Here is a 20,265-nt window from a genome sequence, read left to right on the forward strand (position 1 = left end):
GTACTATTTAGGTAACAAATTTGTTACAATGATAAACGGTATGATGAAATAGAGAAGTTTTTAAAGGAAATGCATGGAATATGTCGAATGGATATTAGGTTATACGTAATATGATTAAGCAGCGGGAAGTGATCGAGTGATTGAAATGCAGGATGTGTGGAAGACCTATACTAACGGAACCCACGCACTTCAAGGAGTATCGGTCAGAATTGACCGTAATGAATTTGTATACGTAGTCGGCCCGTCTGGAGCGGGGAAATCGACTTTTATGAAGCTTATTTATAGAGAAGAAGTACCTACCAAGGGGCAAATTTCAGTCAATGGTTTTAATATCGGGAAGCTCAAGCAGCGTAAAATTCCCTACGTTCGTCGTAACATCGGAGTCATTTTTCAGGATTTCCGCCTTTTGCCGCGTTTGACGGCTTATGAGAATGTGGCTTTTGCTATGGAAGTTATTGAAGCTCCCAAGAAGCTGATTCGCAAACGGGTACCAGAAGTGCTTGAACTGGTTGGCTTGAAAACAAAAATGAATCGTGAGCCTGCCCAGCTTTCCGGTGGGGAGCAACAGCGTGTAGCGATTGCACGGGCCATCGTAAACAATCCTTCCGTGATCATTGCCGATGAACCTACGGGAAATCTGGACCCCGAGACATCGTGGGAGATCATGCAGTTGCTGGACGAAATTAATTTTAGGGGTACGACCATTGTGATGGCGACCCACAATAAGGACATCGTGAACTCCATGCGTAAACGCGTAATTGCTATTGAGAATGGCAACATCGTAAGGGATCAGGTAAGAGGGGAGTACGGATATGACTTTTAATACCTTCTTACGTCATGTGCGGGAAGGTTTCAAAAACATATTCCGCAATGGCTGGATGTCCGTGGCATCCGTCACCTCGATTATTGTGTCATTACTTATATTGGGCGTATTTATCATGCTGGTGCTCAACGTCAATTCCCTGGCTGATCAGGCAGATAGTCAGGTAGAGGTTAACGTATTTCTGGAGCTAAATGTAGAGCAGAACATGCGCGAAACACTGCAAAAGGAAATCGCGGCGATGCCGGAAATCAGCAAAACGACCTTTGTGACTAAAGCTCAAGGTTTGGAGGAGCTGCGCAAAGATTTGGGAGACAGCGGCAAGGAGCTGCTGGAGGGTTTTGACAAGGACAGCAATCCACTCCCGGACAAAATTGTGGTAGAGGTTATTGAACCAACAACGGTTCCATTTGTGGCTGAAAAGATTGAGAAGCTGAATACGTTGCATCCAGAGAAACCGATTTTAAAGGTTCGTTATGGAAAAGGCACCGTAGAGACGCTCTTTACGATTACGAAGCTCATACGTAATGTAGGCTTTATATTCGTCGCCGGACTGGCGATCATGTCCATGTTCCTTATCTCGAATACGATTCGCGTGACCATATTGGCACGACGCAGAGAGATTGGCATTATGAAGCTGGTCGGTGCGACCAACTTTTTTATACGCTGGCCGTTTTTTATTGAAGGCGCGCTTATTGGTCTTATTGGTTCCCTTATTACTGTAGGTATTTTATTTACTGGCTATCAGCGTTTGCTGACCGCCGTTCAGGGCGATATAGCTCTGAATATGTTGAAGCTTATGCCACTTGAAGGCATTTGGATTCAGTTGAGTGCATTGCTGATTATTTTGGGTATGTTGGTCGGAATTGTTGGCAGTACCCTGTCCATGCGCAAGTTCTTAAAAGTATAAAGAAGCGTTGGCTGGACGTCGTGGTCGGTATCAATTAGAACGGGGAAGCCCGGTGTTATTTTGCGATAAAGGATGGGGAGTGCAAGTTGAAAAAAACAGGATCTGTGTTGGCCGCTACCTTGGTAGCCGCATTGCTAATCCAGCCTTCTGACGGATATGCCAAAAGCATGAGTGATATCAATTCGCAGCTGAACCAATTGGAAAAGCAGGCCCAATCTGCCAAGCAACAACAGGAAAAGGCTGCTCAAGATAAACAGTATGCCCAACATTACAAAAATAAAACCGTGCAAAACCTGAAAATTGTGCTTGATCAGATTAACAGCGTCAGTGATCAGCTGACTCGTGTTGCGGTTCAGATTGATCAAACGGAAGATAATCTGCGTGCGACTAAAAAAGATTTAGCTGAGGCAATTGATCGTATCCAGTCACGGGAAAAAATGCTGGAAACTCGTGTGCGTTTGATGTATACGGATGGAACCGTCTCATATATGGACGTGCTTATGTCTTCGTCCAGTTTTAGTGACTTTCTCAGCCGGGTAGATTCCTTGAAAACGATCGTGGAGCAGGATCAAATCCTGTTGGACGAGCATAAAAAGGACAAGGCATTGGTCGTAAGCAAGAAGAAACAGCTGGACACGGAATATAAAAATGCCAAGAAGCTCTATGCGCTCAAGCAGGACGCCAAAGCAGAACTGAATTCGAAGGAAAAAGAGAAACAAAGACTGATTTCCAATTACGATCATGATATTGCTGAGTCAGATGAAATCAGTGAAGAGCAAAATGACATGCTGGTAGCACTCGCTAACAAGCGTGTGGGTCTGGTGCAGGAGAAGAACAAGCTTAGAGCGGAGCAGGCTGCCAAAGCAGCACGCGCTAGAGCGGCTGCACGTGCGGCTGAGGCCAAACGATATGCATCTTCATCCTCAGGCGCCGCCTCGAATTCCAGCCATGCGGCAGCCAGCACGTATACAGGCGGAACGGGCACATTGGCTTCGCCTGTATCCCATTACCGACTTTCATCTACTTTTGGCATGCGGGTACATCCGATTACCGGCAAGCTTAAAGGCCACACAGGTGTTGATATGGCGGCTCCTCAGGGAACCGATATTCATGCAGCCGAAGATGGTGTTGTCATTGTTGCCGAATGGTGGAGTGGCTATGGAAATACGGTTGTGATTGACCATGGAGACGGGCTATGGACCCTATACGGACACATTCGCAATGGCGGTACGGTGGTTCATACCGGGCAGACTGTGAAACGTGGTCAAAAAATTGCAGAAGTTGGTTCGACGGGCAATTCCACAGGACCTCACTGTCATTTTGAGGTGCGCGAAAATAACAAACCTGTAAATCCGATGAACTATTTATAGTAGATAAGGTAAGCCCTATTTATAGCCATTACGGTTGTAGATAGGGCTTTGCTGTAATGGTTAATATCCGATGAAGAACATGTGCATTGAGACACGGAGTAGGATACAATTAACATATTCCGTACAAGCTAGACGTATACTTCGTGGATGGATATGCGTTGTAAGGCAATAGGATACAAGATAATGAGAAGGCGGTGGACGATTAGATGTTGAAAAAAAGTACAGCGATACTCTTGATGGTGATCGGGCTGCTTGGCGGCAGTCTGCTCACTTTTGCCTATACTGGAACGACTACAGTAGGGAACAGCGCTCTGGGCGAAGGACTGCTGGCGAGTGTGACAGGTAGCAGTTCTACCTCCAGAAGTGATATCCGCAAAATTGAGACGGCGATGGACCTGATTCAGGGACAATATTATCAGGATGTGGATCGTACCAAGCTGGTGGATGGCGCCATCAATGGTATGATGGAGTCGCTCGGCGACCCGTATTCCTCTTATATGGGTAAAGAAACTGCCCAACAATTCGAGCAATCCATTGAAGGTTCTTTTACTGGGATCGGAGCCGAAGTAGCTGCCGAAAACGGGAAAGTAGTTGTAGTCACGCCAATTAAAGGCTCCCCGGCAGAGAAGGCAGGGTTACGCTCTAAGGATATTATTTTGTCTGTTAATGGTGAAACACTGGACGGATTGGATCTAAACAAGGCCGTTTCCAAAATCCGTGGGCCTAAAGGCAGTCAGGCGAAAGTCAAAATTCAGCGCAGTGGCTCTCCAGATCCGCTCGAATACACGATTACCCGTGACAACATTGATATGGAAACTGTAACGGCTCATATGGAAAGCGACGGTGTAGGCGTCATCACGATCACCCAGTTCTCCTTGAATACAGCAGAACGTTTCAAGGAAGAGTTAGCGAAGCTCGAAAAACAAGGGCTTAAAGGGCTCGTCATTGACGTGCGTAATAACCCGGGCGGCGTGCTTTCCGTGGTCATTGATATTGCACAGCAATTTGTACCTTCTGGCAAAACGATTGTACAAGTGGAAGACAAGAATCAGAAGCGTGAAGAAGAGAAATCCAAAGGATCACGTAAGAACTATCCAGTGACTTTGCTAATGAATAAAGGCAGCGCAAGTGCGTCCGAAATTCTGGCAGGTGCTCTCCAGCAATCAGCAGGTGCTGTGTTGATCGGGGAAAATTCCTTTGGTAAAGGTACTGTACAAACCAGCTATGACAAGCAAATGGGTGACGGTAGCCTGCTCAAAATCACGATTGCCAAATGGTTAACGCCAAATGGAACGTGGATTCATAAAAAAGGGATTAAGCCGAATATCGCGGTGGAACAGCCTGAATACTTCACAGCAGCACCGTTGAACAAGGAAAAGTCCTTGAAATACAATATGAATAGCAGTGATGTGAAAAATGCACAAATCATTCTGCAAGGCTTGGGTTACAAACCAGGTCGCGAGGATGGCTATTTTGACAAAGTAACTGAAAGCTCTGTTATTGCTTTCCAAAAACAAGCGAAGCTGACGGCTAGCGGCATCATTGATGCGAAGACAGCAGCAGCGATGGAAGCCAAGCTGATTGAGAAAATTCGTGATCCGAAAAATGATAATCAACTCAAGCAGGGGATTGAAGAGATTCGGAAGGAAATGAAGACAAGCGCAGCGAAATAATAGTGAGGCTACAACAAGGGGGGCTGGAAACAGCCTCCTTTTATATTGGGATTTATTTGCAGTCTGTCGGTTTGTCTTCCCTACGTTGGCAATTTCATATAGAATAAATGGATATGAAATGTACGTGATCCGCTATACAGCGGGCCAGGGGCATAAGGAGTGTGAATGGACTTGGAATGGGCATTACAATGGGGATGGAGCGTCTTGAATGCTTGCTTGTACCTGCTTTTGCAGCCGTTTTATTATATCTCAATACTCATTGTAGCACTTGGTTATCGTCGGCAAATGCTGCTGGAGCGCAAGCTATTTCATACCAAAATGCATAGCTGGGCTGCAGAGACCTGGCGTGTCGTATGGAGTGGTTTGCTTGCTGGAATGGCGCTATCTGCTCTGGGAATGTTCGTCAGTGTGCATCTGAACTCGGCTTCCATCGTGTGCCTGTGGGTAGCGACATTACTGCTCATGCTGGTACGCGTCCGTTACCTGTGTCTCGCTTATTCGGTAGGTCTGCTAGGTGTGGTTCAGTTTTTCTTAAACGTGGTCAGTGGCTGGCAACCTGGGGGAGCGCTTGGAACATCAGTAGCAGCCATCCGCGGATTGGATATTCCAGCACTGTTGGTGTTGGTCGCCGTGCTGCATGTGGCTGAGGCGCTGTTAGTTCGCTGGCAAGGGGGGAAGGCGGCCACTCCGCTGTTTGTCGAGGGCAAACGGGGAAGATTGGTTGGCGGTTATCGTATGGAAGACCTCTGGCCCATTCCGTTGTTGTTGTTGGTACCGACTCAGGGGGGATTTACGCTTCCCTGGACACCTTTGTTCGGCGGCGATGCCGGAACCGGGTATATGCTGGCAGCCTTGCCAGTCCTGATGGGCTTCAGCAGCGTGACGCTAGGCCAGCTACCACGACAGAAGGCGGTACTTACTTCGAACCGTTTGCTCCTGTATAGTGTGGCTTTACTTCTGCTGAGCTTGCTGGCTGCATGGTGGAGTCCGCTGATATTGCTCGCAGCATTATTCTCCTTTCTGGCTCATGAGGCGCTGATCTGGTATGGTAATATAGAGGAAAATCGTCTTAGCCCGATGTTTGTCCATCCGGAGCAAGGGATGCGTGTTCTCGCTGTGCTGCCAGACAGTCCAGCGACAGCCATGGGCATACTGCCGGGCGAGGCCATTTACCGCGTGAATGGGGTTGTTGTGAATACCCGTGCCGAGTTACACCAGGCCTTGCGAATCAACTCTGCTTTTTGTAAGCTGGAGGTACGCAATCTGCAGGGCGAGAGCAAGTTTGTGCAGCGAGGCATGTACGATGGCGATCATCACCAGCTAGGGGTCGTGCTTGCACCGGATGCAGACGCGAGCTGGGCCGTATCCATACAGCCAGCCTCCATCTATCGGATTGTTGCCATGCACATAGGCGCACGACGACGTAAAGCTGGACAGGCATCGCAGGCAGAGGGTGCACATTTGGATACCATGGACAAATAGATGTTACAACAAGAGGGTAGTCATTATTTGATTAGAGTCGAATAAGGCTACGCTCTTTTTATATGCCGACAGTAGCCTGCTTGAAATCAATATTCTGATCGGTATACAATGAATATGTAATAAGAAGTGTTGATGAACCGAATGCCTATCATGTGTGTCAAGCAGGGAGAGAAAAAGATGAACGCGATTCACTTTATTCGAGAGTACATCAGGCATCCACGTAGCGTAGGCGCTGTTATACCCAGCTCAAGACAGTTGGCCAAACAAATTGCCACACCGATTTACTTTGACAAAGCATCGTGCATTATTGAATATGGTGCAGGAACCGGTGTGTTTACGCAAGAGCTTATTTTGAACAAGCGTCCAGAAACGCTACTTTTAGTGATTGAAGCTAATGAATCGTTTTACAAAACGCTACAAAGCAAGTACGGACACCTGGAGAGGGTACACATTATTCATGGATCGGCTGAGCATGTAGCGCAGTATATACGACAGTATGAGGTCCCAAAAGTGGATTATGTCGTGTCAGGGCTCCCTTTCACCAGCTTGCCCGCTGCATTATCCAGCCTCATTTTGGGACAAACGGCTGAGGTTTTGGGCCAGGAAGGCAAATTTATTACGTTCCAGTACAGCAAGGTCAAACACAATTTTTTTCGCACCTTTTTTGCTGACATTCAGATTAAAAAGGTAAACTGCAATGTCCCTCCCGCTTATGTGTTCACTTGCAGCCTGTAACCTTGCAGCTATGTAGAGGATTAGAATAAATACGAATGTGAATATACGGATAATTATGAGAAGACTTGGTCAGCGTCATTAAAATGCTGAAACAGTCTTTTTTTGTTGTGCACTTTTATGGATATATAAGAAGGGGATATGTTAAAAAGCAAAATTCATTTAAGGAATCATATTTTAAAATGGGGCTTAACCTATATATTACATAAGATGGAACCCGCTAGATTTTTGTAAGATTCATGATAAATCTGAACTTTTGTTAAAGGAGATTTATATATGGTAAAACCGCTGATATTCATGCGTTGGTGTGAGTACTATGAGTTAAGTGACCGTGAGACGGATTTTGTATCTTTTTTTATGATGAATTTCTCGGCTGCCCGTTCAGGCAATCAACCGAAGCTTAGGGAGCAGTTTGTTGAAATTCAGAAAAAAACCTTTCCTGAGTACCCGTTTGATATTACCCCGGAAGAACTGGATTACTCCAAATTCGAAGGCTTGATGAAGCAAGTGTTGAAAATTCATTTTGACACGGCCGAGCTGCTATACTCCTTTTATCTCCAAAAACTGTGCGCACCTTTGGCAGAATACATTTTATCCACTGGAGAATCAGAGCCTGCACGCATCTATTATAAGCTTATTCAAAAGGATAAAGTGCGCTAGGGAAGACGAGTGTGGATGAGCAAGAGCTATTGTGATACCTCAAGCTATATGGTTATTTAAGAAATTAATACTAGCTAATTAAAACAATAGTTAAAAATGTCAATATACCTTTGTGTTAAGGTAATATTATAAATCCAGTTTCAAAGAAAGAGGGTGTTGTTTTCGGCTGGAACATTTCAAGCACGGATATGACGCTGCAACGGAACGATAAGCTCGTTTGGGGACAGGGAAGGGGCCTTAAAGCCTCAAGGAGGGGCATTCGTATGGGTGCCGCTCTTTTTAAATTGAAGGGAGGAAGCGGCATGAAGGCGAAAAATAGTAGTAGTATTTGGTCCAAACGTTCCAAATGGCTGCCTGTCGTCATGGCATGCACGATTATAGTAGGGGGTGCTCTACCGACTCCAACTGTAGTTCACGGTCAAACGGCAAAGACTGTTACCATTAAAGTCGATACATCCAAGGATCGTAAGCCTATTAGCCCTTATATTTACGGTACGAATCAGGAGTTGGCAGGCGATGAGAATCTGACTGCCAGACGACTTGGTGGCAATCGAATGACCGGATATAACTGGGAAAACAATATGTCCAATGCAGGAAGCGACTGGATGCAGTCCAGCGATAGCTATTTATGCGACAACGCCGGATTGACAAAAGCCGAATGTGAAAAGCCAGGTGCGGTGGCAACCTCGTTTCACGATCAATCGCTGAAGCAGGGCACATATTCTTTAGTCACACTGCCGATGGCCGGTTATGTGGCCAAGGATGGAAACGGAAGTGTGCAGGAAAGCGAAAAGGCTCCTTCCGCTCGGTGGAATGAGGTCGTAAACGCTAAAAATGCGCCGTTTCAATTGCAGCCTGATCTGAAAGACAATCAGGTTTATGCGGATGAATTCGTCAACTTTTTAGTGAAAAAGTACGGCGTTGCTTCAACAAAAACGGGCGTGAAAGGATACTCGCTCGACAATGAACCCGCTCTCTGGTCGCATACGCATCCGCGCATTCATGGTGAAAAGGTCGGAGCGAAAGAGTTGGTAGACCGGTCGGTAAGTTTATCCAAAGCCGCTAAGGCGGTTGACGCGGGTGCGGAAATTTTTGGGCCCGTTCTTTACGGTTTTGGCGCCTATAAAGATCTTCAAACTGCACCTGATTGGAACTCTGTAAAAGGCAACTACAGCTGGTTCGTGGACTATTACCTCGATCAAATGCGCCTCAGCTCGCAAGCCGAAGGCAAGAGATTGCTGGATGTCTTCGATGTACACTGGTATCCTGAAGCGATGGGCGGAGGCATACGAATTACAAATGAGGTAGGCAACGACGAAACGAAGAAAGCCAGAATGCAAGCGCCTCGTACTTTGTGGGATCCGACCTACAAGGAAGATAGCTGGATCGCTCAATGGAACAGTGAATTCTTGCCTTTACTGCCTCGATTAAAGCAGTCGGTGGATAAGTATTACCCGGGAACCAAGCTGGCTTTGACTGAGTATAGCTATGGTGGCGAAAATGATATTTCCGGCGGTATCGCTATGGCCGATGTGCTGGGCATCTTGGGCAAAAACGACGTTTATATGGCAAACTACTGGAAGTTAAAGGATGGTGCCAACAACTACGTTAGTGCCGCTTACAAGCTTTACCGCAATTATGACGGAAAAAGCTCTACTTTCGGTGATATCAGCGTTCATGCGCAAACGTCGGATATTGTTAATAGCTCGGTGCATGCTTCCGTAACGGATGCATCCTACAAAGAACTGCACCTCGTTGTCATGAATAAAAGCATGGACAGTGCATTCGACGCCCAATTTGATCTTTCCGGCGAGACGACTTACGGTTCCGGTAAAGTATGGGGTTTCGACAAAAATAGCTCGCAAATTAAGGAAGCAGCGCCAATCACGCAAATTTCAGGCAACCGCTTTACCTATACAGTACCGCCTTTGACGGCTTATCACATCGTGTTGACTGCCGGCAATGATACACCTGTAGAAAATCCTGAAAGCTTTGCGCTGAGGGCTGAGGCTGGCGATGGGAAAGTCGATTTATCCTGGGACGCTTCCAGCGGAGTTGTAGGTTACAGCGTACAGCGGGCAACGTATGAAAACGGTCCTTTTGCTGCTGTAGCATCCAACTTGGTCGAAACGTCTTATACGGATACGAACGTAACGAACGGCACTTCTTATTATTATAAAATAACCGCAAAAACAAAGACGGGAACGAGCGCATCCAATGTCTTGAAAGCGGTTCCGCGGGCGCCTGTAGACGGTCCGGATCGCTATGAAGCGGAAGATGGCACGCTGAAGGGGACCGTTGTGGAATCCAGTGGGACCGGCTTCTCCGGTACTGGTTATGTAACTAATTTCCACAATGCAGGGGATTCCCTGACGATGACGATCCAGGCTCCCACGGCAGGCTTGTACAATCTTACAATCGGATACCGTTCTCCTCATGATGACAAACGCACGAATTTCTCTTTAAATGGCAAAGCGTCTGGAGAGCTGGTACTTTGGAAAACGGCTGATTTTAAAGAAACGTCCGGTGGTAAGGTTCTGTTGAATGCAGGGGCGAATACGATCGGTTTTGAAACAGGCTGGGGCTGGTATGATATCGACTACGTCAAGCTGGAGCCAGCTGCTGACCGTCCACCGCATGCGGTAACGAAAACGCTCATCAATCCGAATGCGACAGTAGAAGCAAAAGCATTGATGAACTACCTGGTTGATCAATACGGGAAGAATATGCTTTCCGGTCAAGAGGATATGCCCGAAATTGATTGGCTTCAAGCGAATGTAGGTAAAAAGCCGGCTATTGCGGCACTTGACCTGATTGACTATTCCCCAAGCAGAGCGGAACACGGTCTTAGTTCCACAGAGACGGAAAAGGCGATTGAATGGGATAAGCAAGGGGGCATTGTTACCTTTGCATGGCACTGGAACGCGCCGAAAGGTCTGATCGATACGCAGGGAAAAGAATGGTGGAGAGGCTTCTATGCCGATTCGACTACATTCGATATAGAATATGCGATGAATCATCCAGAGTCCGAAGATTATAAATTGCTTATTCGCGACATCGATGTGATTGCAGGGCAATTGAAGAAGTTGCAGGATGCGAAAGTTCCTGTCCTGTTCCGTCCTTTGCACGAAGCGGAGGGCAAATGGTTCTGGTGGGGCGCTAAAGGTCCTGAGCCTGTTAAAAAATTGTATATTTTGATGCACGATCGTTTGACTAATGTGCACAAATTGAACAATCTGATCTGGGTCTGGAACTCTGTTGCTCCCGACTGGTATCCGGGAGATGAGTATGTGGATATTTTGAGCTTCGACTCTTATCCGCAAGCAGGCGACTACAGCCCGCAAATTGCAAAATATGAAGACCTTGTTACATTGGGCAAGGACAAAAAGCTAGTTGCCATGAGCGAAAACGGACCTATCCCGGACCCTGATCTGATGAAGGCGTATCAAGCCCATTGGAGCTGGTTCGCTACATGGTATGGGGATTTCTTGAGAGACGGCAAACAAAACAGTCTTGAGCATCTGAAAAAAGTGTATAATCATCCGAACGTCATTACGCTTGAAAAGCTCCCGACTAACTTAAAAACGTATGGCATTACCGAGCAACCGTCAGTACCGGGCAGCTTCACGCTGAACGCAGCGGGCGAAACGGCGAAAGTAAAGCTGAGCTGGACAGCATCAGCGAATGCAGCAAGCTATGAAGTGAAGCGTTCGACGGTTGAAAACGGCGCGTTCGCCACAGTAGCGAGCGATGTATACGGAAGCAGCTACACCGACACAGCCGTAACAGCAGACACGACGTACTATTACCAAGTCGTAGCGAAGAACGATGCAGGTCAAACGGTTTCGAACACGGCTAGCGCAGCGCCGAAAGCGGATACTCAGCAGCCGACAACGGGATTGGTGCTCCAGTATCGCACAGCGGATACAAATGTGAACGACAATCACTTGAACCCGCATTTCCAAATTTTAAATAAAGGTACAATCTCCGTACCGATCAACGAGTTGAAAATTCGCTACTACTACACGATCGACGGTGACCGTGAGCAGACATTCAACTGCGACTATGCGGTGCTGAGCTGCTCGAAGCTGAATGGTAAGCTGGTTAAAATGGATAAAGCTGCAACCGGTGCTGATTATTATTTGGAAGTCAGCTTCAACTCGGATGCAGGCGTGTTAGCCTCTGGAGGAAGCACGGGCGGAATTCAAACTCGTATTCATAAAGCAGACTGGTCGAACTATAACGAAAGTGACGATTACTCGTATAAAGGTACGCAGACTTCATTCGACGATCATACGAAAGCTACGTTGTATCACAATGGCGTACTTGTTTGGGGAACCGAACCGACAGCTAATTAAAATGATATAAATACCATCGCTGAAATGAGCAGGGGGATTTAGTATCCTACCTGCTCATTTTTTTGTACAAAAATACTCCAAGAGATATGTTTGATTATTATATTCAGGTTTAAGGAATCACGAACCAAAATTACCTTATAACGTTAGAAGAGATGAAAAATATAATTTTTCAAGCTAAAGAGAGGGATTAGCATGGAACATACACCTACGATTCGCTCGAAGATAGAGACAGAACTAAAGCAAAGGGGATATACATTTAGCAGTTTCAGTAAAATATCTGGAATTAACCGTGGTACATTTAGCACCATGTTGAACAGTAACCCACCCAAGCCAATCTCTGTTCGGCAGATGGACCTGATTACCAAGGCATTGGGATATCCCGAAGGCTGGCTGTATGAGTTATACATAGATGAATGCTTTTATGAGGGAAAAGGACACTGGAAACGGATTAAGCCTTTTTTATTACGTTGTGTAGAGTTAGGGAGGGAAGACTGTATTCAAAAGGTACTGTCAAGACTAACCGAGGACTTGTCCTATGTACCGACGATATTTGAGCTTGCAGAAGAACTACACGAAGCAGGAAAGAAAAAGGAGTCTACTCCCTTTTATGAGTGTGTAATTGAAAATGAAAAATATTACCACTCGGAGCGGTTGGCAATCTGCCAGTATCGTTTGTTTTGTTATTCTCTGAATACTGACTTGGATAATAATCGTCAAGCAACTATAAAGTTTGCACCGTTTCGGAGGAATCTTCCCGAGAATTACCAATTAGACGCGTTGTTAAAATTGACTAATGCATATTTCCAATTTTATGATTATGAGGCGGCTATACACTATGCGAAGGAACTTGAGGTACTAGTCACAAGCATTTATTGGCATCAAGCTCAAGCGAGGGCGAAGAATCGCGAAGTTATACGTTTAAATACAGAAAGACATCTAATCGTTTATTATGGTCAAGCCTATTTAATGCAGGGAAACTCCTTCGAAAAACAAGGGCTATATGAAGCAGCTATGAAGTTCATACCTTACTATGAAAATCTAACTGGATTTGAAGGTCTGGATGGGATTGGAATGATAGAGGCACAGAAATTCGAAATATGGGGAATAGCAAACCGTTTGAATTTAGAAATTCTGATGGGGGATACGGCTAGTTTGCCTGCCTATGTTGAACTTATTAGAAATAATCCTCAGGAAATATTACTTGGGCTATTGACTATTATAGAATCGGCCAATCATTACCGTTACTCAGTAGACGAAACTCTGGTTCTTTTTGCTGAGAATATTAATGAATTTAGGGAGCTACGTACAAATATTTCGTATTATCATACAAATAATGATCTGCTGACATATTCTCGTTTTTTTCTTGAGCTTAGTCGATACTATTTCAGTAAAGGAAGCTATACCGAGGCAATAGACAGTATGCTGATTAGTTTAAAAGCCTCCTCAGAGTTAAACGATAAGAATTACTATATCAAGTCCATCACGCTATTATTTGAGAAATATAAGGATCACTCGACCGAAGAACAACGAACAGAATATAAAAAAGTGATACAAGCAGTGGAAATTAGTATGAGGCAAATGACCTCTTAGAGCAAAAAAAGGGCTATGTTTCTCTACCTAGAGTAGAAGATCACATAGCTCTTTTAATTTTTCGTGCATGTTAATTGAGTGAAATTTACTATTCCTCATGTGTATCAGGGGTGTCGGAGCTACTCTCCAAAAGCTCGCTTTGTGAAGAAGAGAACAGTTCCTTCAATATGCGATAAGCTTTATTTTGCCCTGCTTCATTCTGCTGGGAAAGTATATGAATGCATTCCCAAATCCAGGGCTGGCTTTTGAGTTCTTCATATGGATTATAGTCAAAAAATGCAAATACGTTCGTGTTCAGCGCCTCTGCTATTTTCTCCAGTGTTTTGATCTGCACATTGACCTCACCGCGCTCCAACTTGCCGATATAGGAACCTGTTGAATCGGATGCTTCTGCTAACTGTTCTTGTGTAATACCACGCAATTTTCGAAATTGGCGAATTTTCGTTCCTATAAGTTTCGTCGTTTCCATAGACCTCCACACTCCTATAGTATGAGTGTAGACAAAGCCAGATCAGGCGTGGAGGTAATTGAATTGCCTAAATTGTTATATATTTAGTTCTTGTGAGAACTATTTAATAAACATCAAATTCCATAATATAATAAAACAGTGTAGAAAAGGGGTTGACCACCATCCAATTTATTCATATAATTTCTAGTATATTGTAATTGATTGTCGAGGAGGGTGATTTTTAAAATCATCTGAATACGCCGGGGGTGTTTTTATTGGAAAATGCAACCACGATCCGTTCGGAAATTGAGAAAGAACTAAAACTTGGTGGCTACACTTTTAATAGTTTTGGACAAGCTACGGGGCTTAACCGGGGCATATTTAGTGCTATGCTTAATGGCAATCCGCCTAAACCTATCTCGGTAAGACAAATGGACTTGATTACCAAAGCATTTAATTATCCAGAAGGCTGGTTGTATGACCTGTATGTGGATGAATGTTTTTATGATGGAAGACCTCATTGGAAAAGGGTCAAGCCGTTCCTGATTCGTTGTGTTGAAGTAGGGAATCTGAGGTGTGTGGAGAAAGTACTATCTCGATTAATGGAGGATCTTAATCATATTCCTACAATTTTCACTTTAGCAGAAGAGTTGTATGAGGAAGGAAAGCTAAAGGAAGCTATTCCTTTCTATGAATGTGTTATTGAAAATGAAAAGTACCAACATTCTGAGAGATTGGCAATCAGTCATTATAGAATTTTTTCAATCTCTGTTAGTGAAAGTATGGAAAGAAATTTGGAGGCCGCACTAAGATTTGTACCCTTTAGAAATCGGGTACCCTTAGAATATCATTTAGATGGTCTGCTTAAACTGTCAAATCTTTATTTCAACTTGCATCAATGGAAAGAAACAGAGCGTTATGCAGATGAATTAAGAGCGCTTGCAACTATTGTTTGTAAGAGCAGAGAAACTAATAAAAAGAATGTTACATTGAAAACTGAGAGACATTTAGTGGTCTACTATGGTCAAGGTTACTTAATAAAGGGTAATGCTCTGGAAAAACAAGAGAAGTATGAGGAAGCAATGAAGTATATTTCTGGCTATGCCGATTTGAGTTGGTTTGAGAATTTAGGAGAGATTGGACAAAAAGAAGTACAAAAGTTCACCCTTTGGGCAAATGCTAATCAACTTAACTTGAAAATTCTTATGGGCGATACAGGTAGTTTGCCAATATATATTCAATTTTTAAAAAATAACCCACCAGAAATTTTATTAGGGTTATTAACGATAGTAGAGTCGGCTAACAAGCATGGTTTTTTAATTGAAAATATCCTCCAACAGTTTTCCCGCGAATTAAACTCATTTAATGATGAATTATCTATGGAAACCAGTTATTATGAACCATCATTTAGTTATCATACGTATGCTGATTTTTGTTATCAACTAACAATATATATGTTTAATAGCCATTCCTATGAAAATGGTATTTATTATGTTTTAAAATGCTTGAGAAAATGTCTTCAAATCAATAACAAAGAAAAGTTTATGATCTGCACAGCAATATTTGGGAAATTTAGAGCGCAGGCAACAAAAGACCAAATATCAGAATATGAAAGTATCATGGAGGAGGTCTTGATAAGTGCGAATAAAATACCTGAGGTTCATTCTAATTATAGGGCTTTTTAGCTTTTTAGAATACTCTCATAACATTGTTTTGTTTGGCCATGGGATGGGCGGTTAATAGTTATCAAAAAACAGCCTCGGTAAGGCTGTTTTTTTGATTCATCCCGTTAAAGGGATGAATTGGGTTTTATTATATTTTTAACCTGTAGGGAAGGTATCAGCTTGTAAACTAATGTAAATACCACACCGAACAGGAGGTTTATTGATGTGAAATGGAAACAATTGGAGGAATGCATCGAAGAAAAGCGGAAGGAACTAAATGATTTGGCGAATGAGGTGGGATTGAAGGATCGGCGGGTGTTAATCAAGTCCATGGAGTTGGATCGACTCCTTAATAAATACAGTGACTGGAAATATAGCTATCGCAGACAACAGAGCATACCCCAAAGTTCACAAATACAAGAGAAGCAACACGAGCTTGTCCTATCTTATTAATCTTCAAGTATCATGACAAGATAAAACCTAACTTCACCAGGGCTTCTAATACATAGTGGGATATAGAATAAACAAAATAATCTCTATTGCATCTCGTACGCCGCTCTTATACATGTTGTTCGTACGGTTTATTGTTCTGCGTCTACATCAGAGCGGAAGCCATGTATTAATGATGAATGATGAATATGGTATAAAAAACCTCCCGATTCACGTTATTGCGTGACTCAGGAGGTTTTTGGGTTTTACTGTTGAAGCTGGCGTAGTACGGTGATTTCGACACGGCGGTTTTTTTGTCGTCCAGCTTCGGTGCTATTGTCACCAACCGGCCGGGTATCTGCATAACCCGCATACTGAAATCCTGAGGGTGAAAGTTGCTCTCTGTCGAGAAAGAATCGGAGTACAGATAGTGCCCGTGCGCCGGAAAGCTCCCAGTTGTCCTTATACGTCGATGAGTTTGAGGAGCGCGTAAACGGAATGTTGTCCGTATGGCCCTCAATGCTAATTGGTGTTTTCAAATCTCGAAACAGACTGGCCAACTTGGATAGCGTGTTGGCAGAGCCTTGTTTGAGTGCAGCTCTACCTTGATCGAATAAAAAGCGGTCATTCAGCGTAATGACAATACCACGCGGCTGATCTGACACAAAAATCTGGTTTTCCAGTTTGTTGTCCGTAATATATTCTTGAATGACACCCATTAAATTTTGCAGCTCTTTTTCCTGCGTGCGAAATGCTTGTTCACGTTCGGTGAGCTTAGTCGATCCAGCCTCCTTTTTATCGGCTGCCGATTGCTTGGTCGTGGGTGGATTCTTGCTGGTGTAACGATCGGCAGTACCTGTAATGCCCGAGCCTTGCTCCAAAATAGAATCTCCTTTGTGGAACGTATCCTGGAGGGATTGAACAACGACATCGTATTTTTTAGCATCCAGACTACTCATGGCATACATCACAACGAAAAATATGAGCAGCAGGGTGATCAGATCGGCATAGGTAATCATCCAGCGGTCACGATGGTCTCCGCCGCCTCCTTGACCCCCACGGCGCTTACCGCGCGCTCTCATGGAAGTCCTCCTTTGGAGAAGCGTCCTCTGTGAGCGAGCGACGAGGCGGTTTGCGATCTATATTTTGCTCTGAGCGGATAAAGAACTCCAACTTTTTGCGTACAAGCTTTGGATTCTCTCCGTTTTGAATAGCCAGAATACCTTGCAGCAGCAAATCCATAGTGATAATTTCACTCTCACTGGCTGCTCTTATTTTGGATGCGATGGGCAGGAAGATCAGGTTGGCGCTAGCAACGCCGTATAGTGTTGCGATAAAAGCAACAGCAATAGACGGACCAAGCGCAGTAGGCTCGGTCAGGCTGCCCAGTACATGGATCAGGCCCATGACAGTACCGATAATCCCCATCGTAGGGGCATAACCGCCTGCGGATTCAAATATTTTGGCGTACCCTTCATGTTTGTGTTCAATGGCATCTAACTCAAGCTCTAAAATCTGTTTGATCTGCTCCTGCTCGGTGCCGTCGATGACCAACTGAAGACCTTCACGCAAAAATGCATTCGGATGCTCTGATGAAGTACGCTCTAGCGCAAGCACACCGGATCGGCGTGAGGTGGCCGCCATGGAAACCAAATCTTCTATATATTGCTTCGTAGGATTGTCCTCACGGCTAAATGCCATCCGTAGAGCGGTGGGGATCGTCTTCAGCTTGGAAGCTGGGTAGCTGATCACAACTGCGGCGAAAGTTCCCCCAAATACAATTAGAGCCGATGTACCTTGAAGCAGCCCTGTAAATTCGCCGCCTTCCCATAAGAAGCCACCGATTAATGCTATGATTCCGGCGATGATGCCCAATACGATGGTGATATCCAAAATTTAATTCACTCCTATTCAAGACTTATCGTTTGCATCCACGGTAAGAAAGAGGTATAATACGGGAACAAACATTCTTATCCAACCATATTTCCCAAGTATCATTGCTCGGGAAATATCGACATAGAGTTACAGGTAAAGACGTTAAAGCTCGACTGGTGTAAAATCATGATGTTTCCATTTTAGACGATAAGGGTGATGCAGGGCAATGAGTGATATCGTTGTTAGCGATAAGACTTTTGAAATTCAGTCGGAATTCCAACCTCAAGGCGATCAACCTCAGGCCATTTTTGAATTGGTAGAGGGAATTGTAGAAGGAAAGAAGCATCAAACGCTATTGGGTGCTACGGGAACAGGTAAGACGTTTACCATCGCACAGACCATTGCCAAGTTGAATCGACCTACGCTGGTTATTGCACATAATAAGACTTTGGCTGCTCAACTGGCGAGTGAGTTTAAAGAGTTTTTTCCGAATAACTCAGTCGATTATTTTGTCAGCTACTATGATTACTATCAACCGGAAGCATACATCCCGTCTTCCGATACGTATATTGAGAAGGATTCCAGCATCAATGAGGAGATTGATAAACTTCGCCACTCAGCGACAAGCTCTCTGTTTGAGCGTCGTGACGTTATTATTGTAGCGAGTGTCTCCTGCATTTATGGTTTGGGTTCCCCGAAAGAATATTCAAGCTTGCTGCTTTCGCTTAGAGTCGGCATGGAGAAACCCCGCAATCAGATTTTGTCCCGCTTGGTCGATATTCAATATCAGCGGAACGATATCAACTTCGTGCGGGGTACTTTCCGTGTACGGGGGGATGTTGTCGAGATATTCCCGGCTTCCCAAGGGGAACACGCTATACGTGTAGAGCTGTTCGGGGATGAAATTGAACGAATTACCGAGATTAATGTGCTTACGGGTGAATTGATCGGTGAACGTGATCATATTGCCATTTTCCCGGCATCTCACTTCGTTACTCATGAGGATACGATGAAGGTAGCATTGGTCAACATTGAACGTGAGCTTGAAGAGCGGTTAGCGGAGTTGAAGGAGCAAGGGAAGCTGTTAGAGGCGCAACGTTTGGAACAACGTACCCGCTATGATATCGAGATGATGAAAGAGGTTGGCTTTTGTTCCGGCGTCGAGAATTATTCAGGTCCACTGACATTCCGTGAGCGAGGAGCAACACCATATACGCTGATGGATTATTTCCCGGATGATATGCTGATCGTTATCGACGAGTCCCATGTTACGTTGCCGCAGATTCGTGCCATGTATAACGGTGACCAAGCACGTAAGAATGTACTGGTAGAACATGGCTTTCGTTTGCCATCTGCATTGGATAATCGTCCGTTGAAGTTTGAAGAGTTTGAGGACAAGGTAAGTCAAATCGTCTATGTATCGGCTACTCCAGGACCCTATGAGATGGAGAAGTGCGAAACGATGGTACAGCAGATTATTCGTCCTACCGGGCTTCTTGATCCGATTATTGAGGTGCGTCCGAGCAAGGGACAGATTGATGATCTCATTAATGAAATACGGCTTCGCATGGAACGTGAGGAACGGGTACTGGTGACCACACTTACGAAGAAGATGTCTGAAGATTTGACTGACTATTTAAAAGAAGTAGGCATCAAGGTTCGGTATATGCACTCCGAGATTAAGACGTTGGAGCGGATGGCTATTTTGCGGGATCTTCGTCTAGGGACCTTCGACGTGCTAATTGGGATCAACCTGTTGCGGGAAGGTCTTGATTTGCCAGAAGTATCGCTAGTTGCAATTTTGGATGCGGACAAAGAAGGCTTCCTGCGTTCTGAGCGCTCTCTGATTCAGACGATCGGACGGGCAGCACGGAACAGTGACGGTCGTGTTATTATGTACGGCGATAAAATTACCGATTCTATGGATAAAGCGCTAAAGGAAACGGAACGTCGTCGTGCGATTCAAATTCAGTATAATGAAGAACATGGGATTACCCCGCAAACCATCCGTAAAAAGATTCGTGATGTTATTGAAGCAACCAAGGTGGCAGAGTCAAAGAATGATTACCTTCCTAATGAGACGGGTAAACTTTCCAAGAAGGAGCGTCAATCACTCATTCAGCGTCTGGAAGCAGAGATGAAAGACGCCGCCAAGAACCTACAGTTCGAGCGGGCAGCCGAGCTGCGTGACGCTTTGCTGGAGTTGCGAGCTGATTAAACATTGAGAATAAGCTAGAAGCAAAACATATGAAAA

General features: G+C 44.7%; 15 protein-coding genes. 12 read left to right on the forward strand and 3 right to left on the reverse strand.

Translation table 11 applies throughout. The features are described 5' to 3' along the window. Positions 1–136: 136 nt before the first annotated feature. The 9 genes from ftsE to MHB54_RS16000 all read left to right on the forward strand — a co-directional run bounded on the left by ftsE (position 137) and on the right by MHB54_RS16000 (position 13,595). Positions 137–823, forward strand: coding sequence for a cell division ATP-binding protein FtsE (gene ftsE / locus MHB54_RS15960; protein WP_023990620.1), 687 nt, complete (start codon positions 137–139; stop codon positions 821–823). Then, a complete protein-coding gene (gene ftsX / locus MHB54_RS15965) occupies positions 813–1,730 on the forward strand; it encodes a permease-like cell division protein FtsX (RefSeq protein ID WP_013312238.1) in 918 nt (305 codons plus the stop codon). Before ftsE ends, ftsX begins: the two co-directional genes overlap by 11 nt. Positions 1,731–1,816: 86 nt before the next feature. After that, positions 1,817–3,100, forward strand: coding sequence for a M23 family metallopeptidase (locus MHB54_RS15970; RefSeq protein ID WP_264454458.1), 1,284 nt, complete (start codon positions 1,817–1,819; stop codon positions 3,098–3,100). 206 nt (positions 3,101–3,306) lie between these two features. Beyond that, positions 3,307–4,773: a S41 family peptidase gene (locus MHB54_RS15975; RefSeq protein ID WP_023990618.1), complete on the forward strand. Its 1,467-nt coding sequence runs from the start codon at positions 3,307–3,309 to the stop codon at positions 4,771–4,773. A gap of 165 nt (positions 4,774–4,938) precedes the next feature. Next, positions 4,939–6,255: a PDZ domain-containing protein gene (locus tag MHB54_RS15980; RefSeq protein WP_264454459.1), complete on the forward strand. Its 1,317-nt coding sequence runs from the start codon at positions 4,939–4,941 to the stop codon at positions 6,253–6,255. Between the two features lie 177 nt (positions 6,256–6,432). Continuing rightward, entirely contained in the window at positions 6,433–6,990 is a 558-nt protein-coding gene (locus MHB54_RS15985) for a class I SAM-dependent methyltransferase (RefSeq protein WP_023990616.1), read from the forward strand. Between the two features lie 273 nt (positions 6,991–7,263). Further along, complete coding sequence (locus MHB54_RS15990) at positions 7,264–7,647, forward strand: hypothetical protein (RefSeq protein WP_023990615.1); 384 nt, start codon at positions 7,264–7,266, stop codon at positions 7,645–7,647. 302 nt (positions 7,648–7,949) lie between these two features. After that, a complete protein-coding gene (locus tag MHB54_RS15995) occupies positions 7,950–12,005 on the forward strand; it encodes a glycosyl hydrolase (RefSeq protein WP_264454460.1) in 4,056 nt (1,351 codons plus the stop codon). Positions 12,006–12,197: 192 nt separating this feature from the next. Then, on the forward strand, positions 12,198–13,595 hold the full coding sequence (locus tag MHB54_RS16000) for a helix-turn-helix domain-containing protein (protein ID WP_264454461.1): 1,398 nt from the start codon (positions 12,198–12,200) through the stop codon (positions 13,593–13,595). Between the two features lie 88 nt (positions 13,596–13,683). Here MHB54_RS16000 and MHB54_RS16005 read toward each other — a convergent pair whose 3' ends face one another. Then, complete coding sequence (locus MHB54_RS16005) at positions 13,684–14,064, reverse strand: helix-turn-helix domain-containing protein (protein ID WP_028542116.1); 381 nt, start codon at positions 14,062–14,064, stop codon at positions 13,684–13,686. A gap of 254 nt (positions 14,065–14,318) precedes the next feature. Between MHB54_RS16005 and MHB54_RS16010 the strand changes: the two genes are divergently transcribed. After that, on the forward strand, positions 14,319–15,728 hold the full coding sequence (locus MHB54_RS16010; protein WP_264454462.1) for a DNA-binding protein: 1,410 nt from the start codon (positions 14,319–14,321) through the stop codon (positions 15,726–15,728). 204 nt (positions 15,729–15,932) lie between these two features. Then, positions 15,933–16,160 (forward strand): aspartyl-phosphate phosphatase Spo0E family protein, encoded by a 228-nt coding sequence (locus MHB54_RS16015; RefSeq protein WP_023990607.1) that lies wholly within the window; start codon positions 15,933–15,935, stop codon positions 16,158–16,160. Between the two features lie 242 nt (positions 16,161–16,402). Here the strand turns inward: MHB54_RS16015 and MHB54_RS16020 are convergent, their stop codons facing one another. Further along, the gene (locus MHB54_RS16020; protein WP_264454463.1) at positions 16,403–17,218 is read right to left on the reverse strand and encodes a flagellar motor protein MotB; all 816 of its coding nucleotides are present in this window, start codon (positions 17,216–17,218) and stop codon (positions 16,403–16,405) included. Further along, complete coding sequence (locus MHB54_RS16025; RefSeq protein ID WP_023990605.1) at positions 17,202–18,029, reverse strand: flagellar motor protein; 828 nt, start codon at positions 18,027–18,029, stop codon at positions 17,202–17,204. Before MHB54_RS16025 ends, MHB54_RS16020 begins: the two co-directional genes overlap by 17 nt. A gap of 208 nt (positions 18,030–18,237) precedes the next feature. On the opposite strand from MHB54_RS16025, the gene uvrB reads away from it, so the two are divergent. Next, positions 18,238–20,229 carry an excinuclease ABC subunit UvrB gene (uvrB, locus tag MHB54_RS16030; RefSeq protein ID WP_264454464.1) on the forward strand — a complete coding sequence of 664 codons (1,992 nt, stop codon included), beginning with the start codon at positions 18,238–18,240 and terminating at the stop codon, positions 20,227–20,229. The last annotated feature ends 36 nt before the right edge of the window (positions 20,230–20,265 follow it).

This window comes from Paenibacillus sp. FSL M7-0802 (genome assembly GCF_038004945.1).
GTDB lineage: Bacteria > Bacillota > Bacilli > Paenibacillales > Paenibacillaceae > Paenibacillus > Paenibacillus polymyxa_B.

Bases quoted from the DNA above. Each gene is read 5' to 3' on its own strand.
- MHB54_RS15985 (WP_023990616.1), top strand. From the start codon at position 6,433: ATGAACGCGATTCACTTTATTCGAGAGTACATCAGGCATCCACGTAGC.
- MHB54_RS15980 (WP_264454459.1), top strand. From the start codon at position 4,939: ATGGACTTGGAATGGGCATTACAATGGGGATGGAGCGTCTTGAATGCT.
- MHB54_RS15990 (WP_023990615.1), top strand. From the start codon at position 7,264: ATGGTAAAACCGCTGATATTCATGCGTTGGTGTGAGTACTATGAGTTA.
- ftsX (WP_013312238.1), top strand. From the start codon at position 813: ATGACTTTTAATACCTTCTTACGTCATGTGCGGGAAGGTTTCAAAAAC.
- MHB54_RS15975 (WP_023990618.1), top strand. From the start codon at position 3,307: ATGTTGAAAAAAAGTACAGCGATACTCTTGATGGTGATCGGGCTGCTT.
- MHB54_RS15995 (WP_264454460.1), top strand. From the start codon at position 7,950: ATGAAGGCGAAAAATAGTAGTAGTATTTGGTCCAAACGTTCCAAATGG.
- MHB54_RS16005 (WP_028542116.1), bottom strand. From the start codon at position 14,064: ATGGAAACGACGAAACTTATAGGAACGAAAATTCGCCAATTTCGAAAA.
- uvrB (WP_264454464.1), top strand. From the start codon at position 18,238: ATGAGTGATATCGTTGTTAGCGATAAGACTTTTGAAATTCAGTCGGAA.
- MHB54_RS16020 (WP_264454463.1), bottom strand. From the start codon at position 17,218: ATGAGAGCGCGCGGTAAGCGCCGTGGGGGTCAAGGAGGCGGCGGAGAC.
- MHB54_RS16000 (WP_264454461.1), top strand. From the start codon at position 12,198: ATGGAACATACACCTACGATTCGCTCGAAGATAGAGACAGAACTAAAG.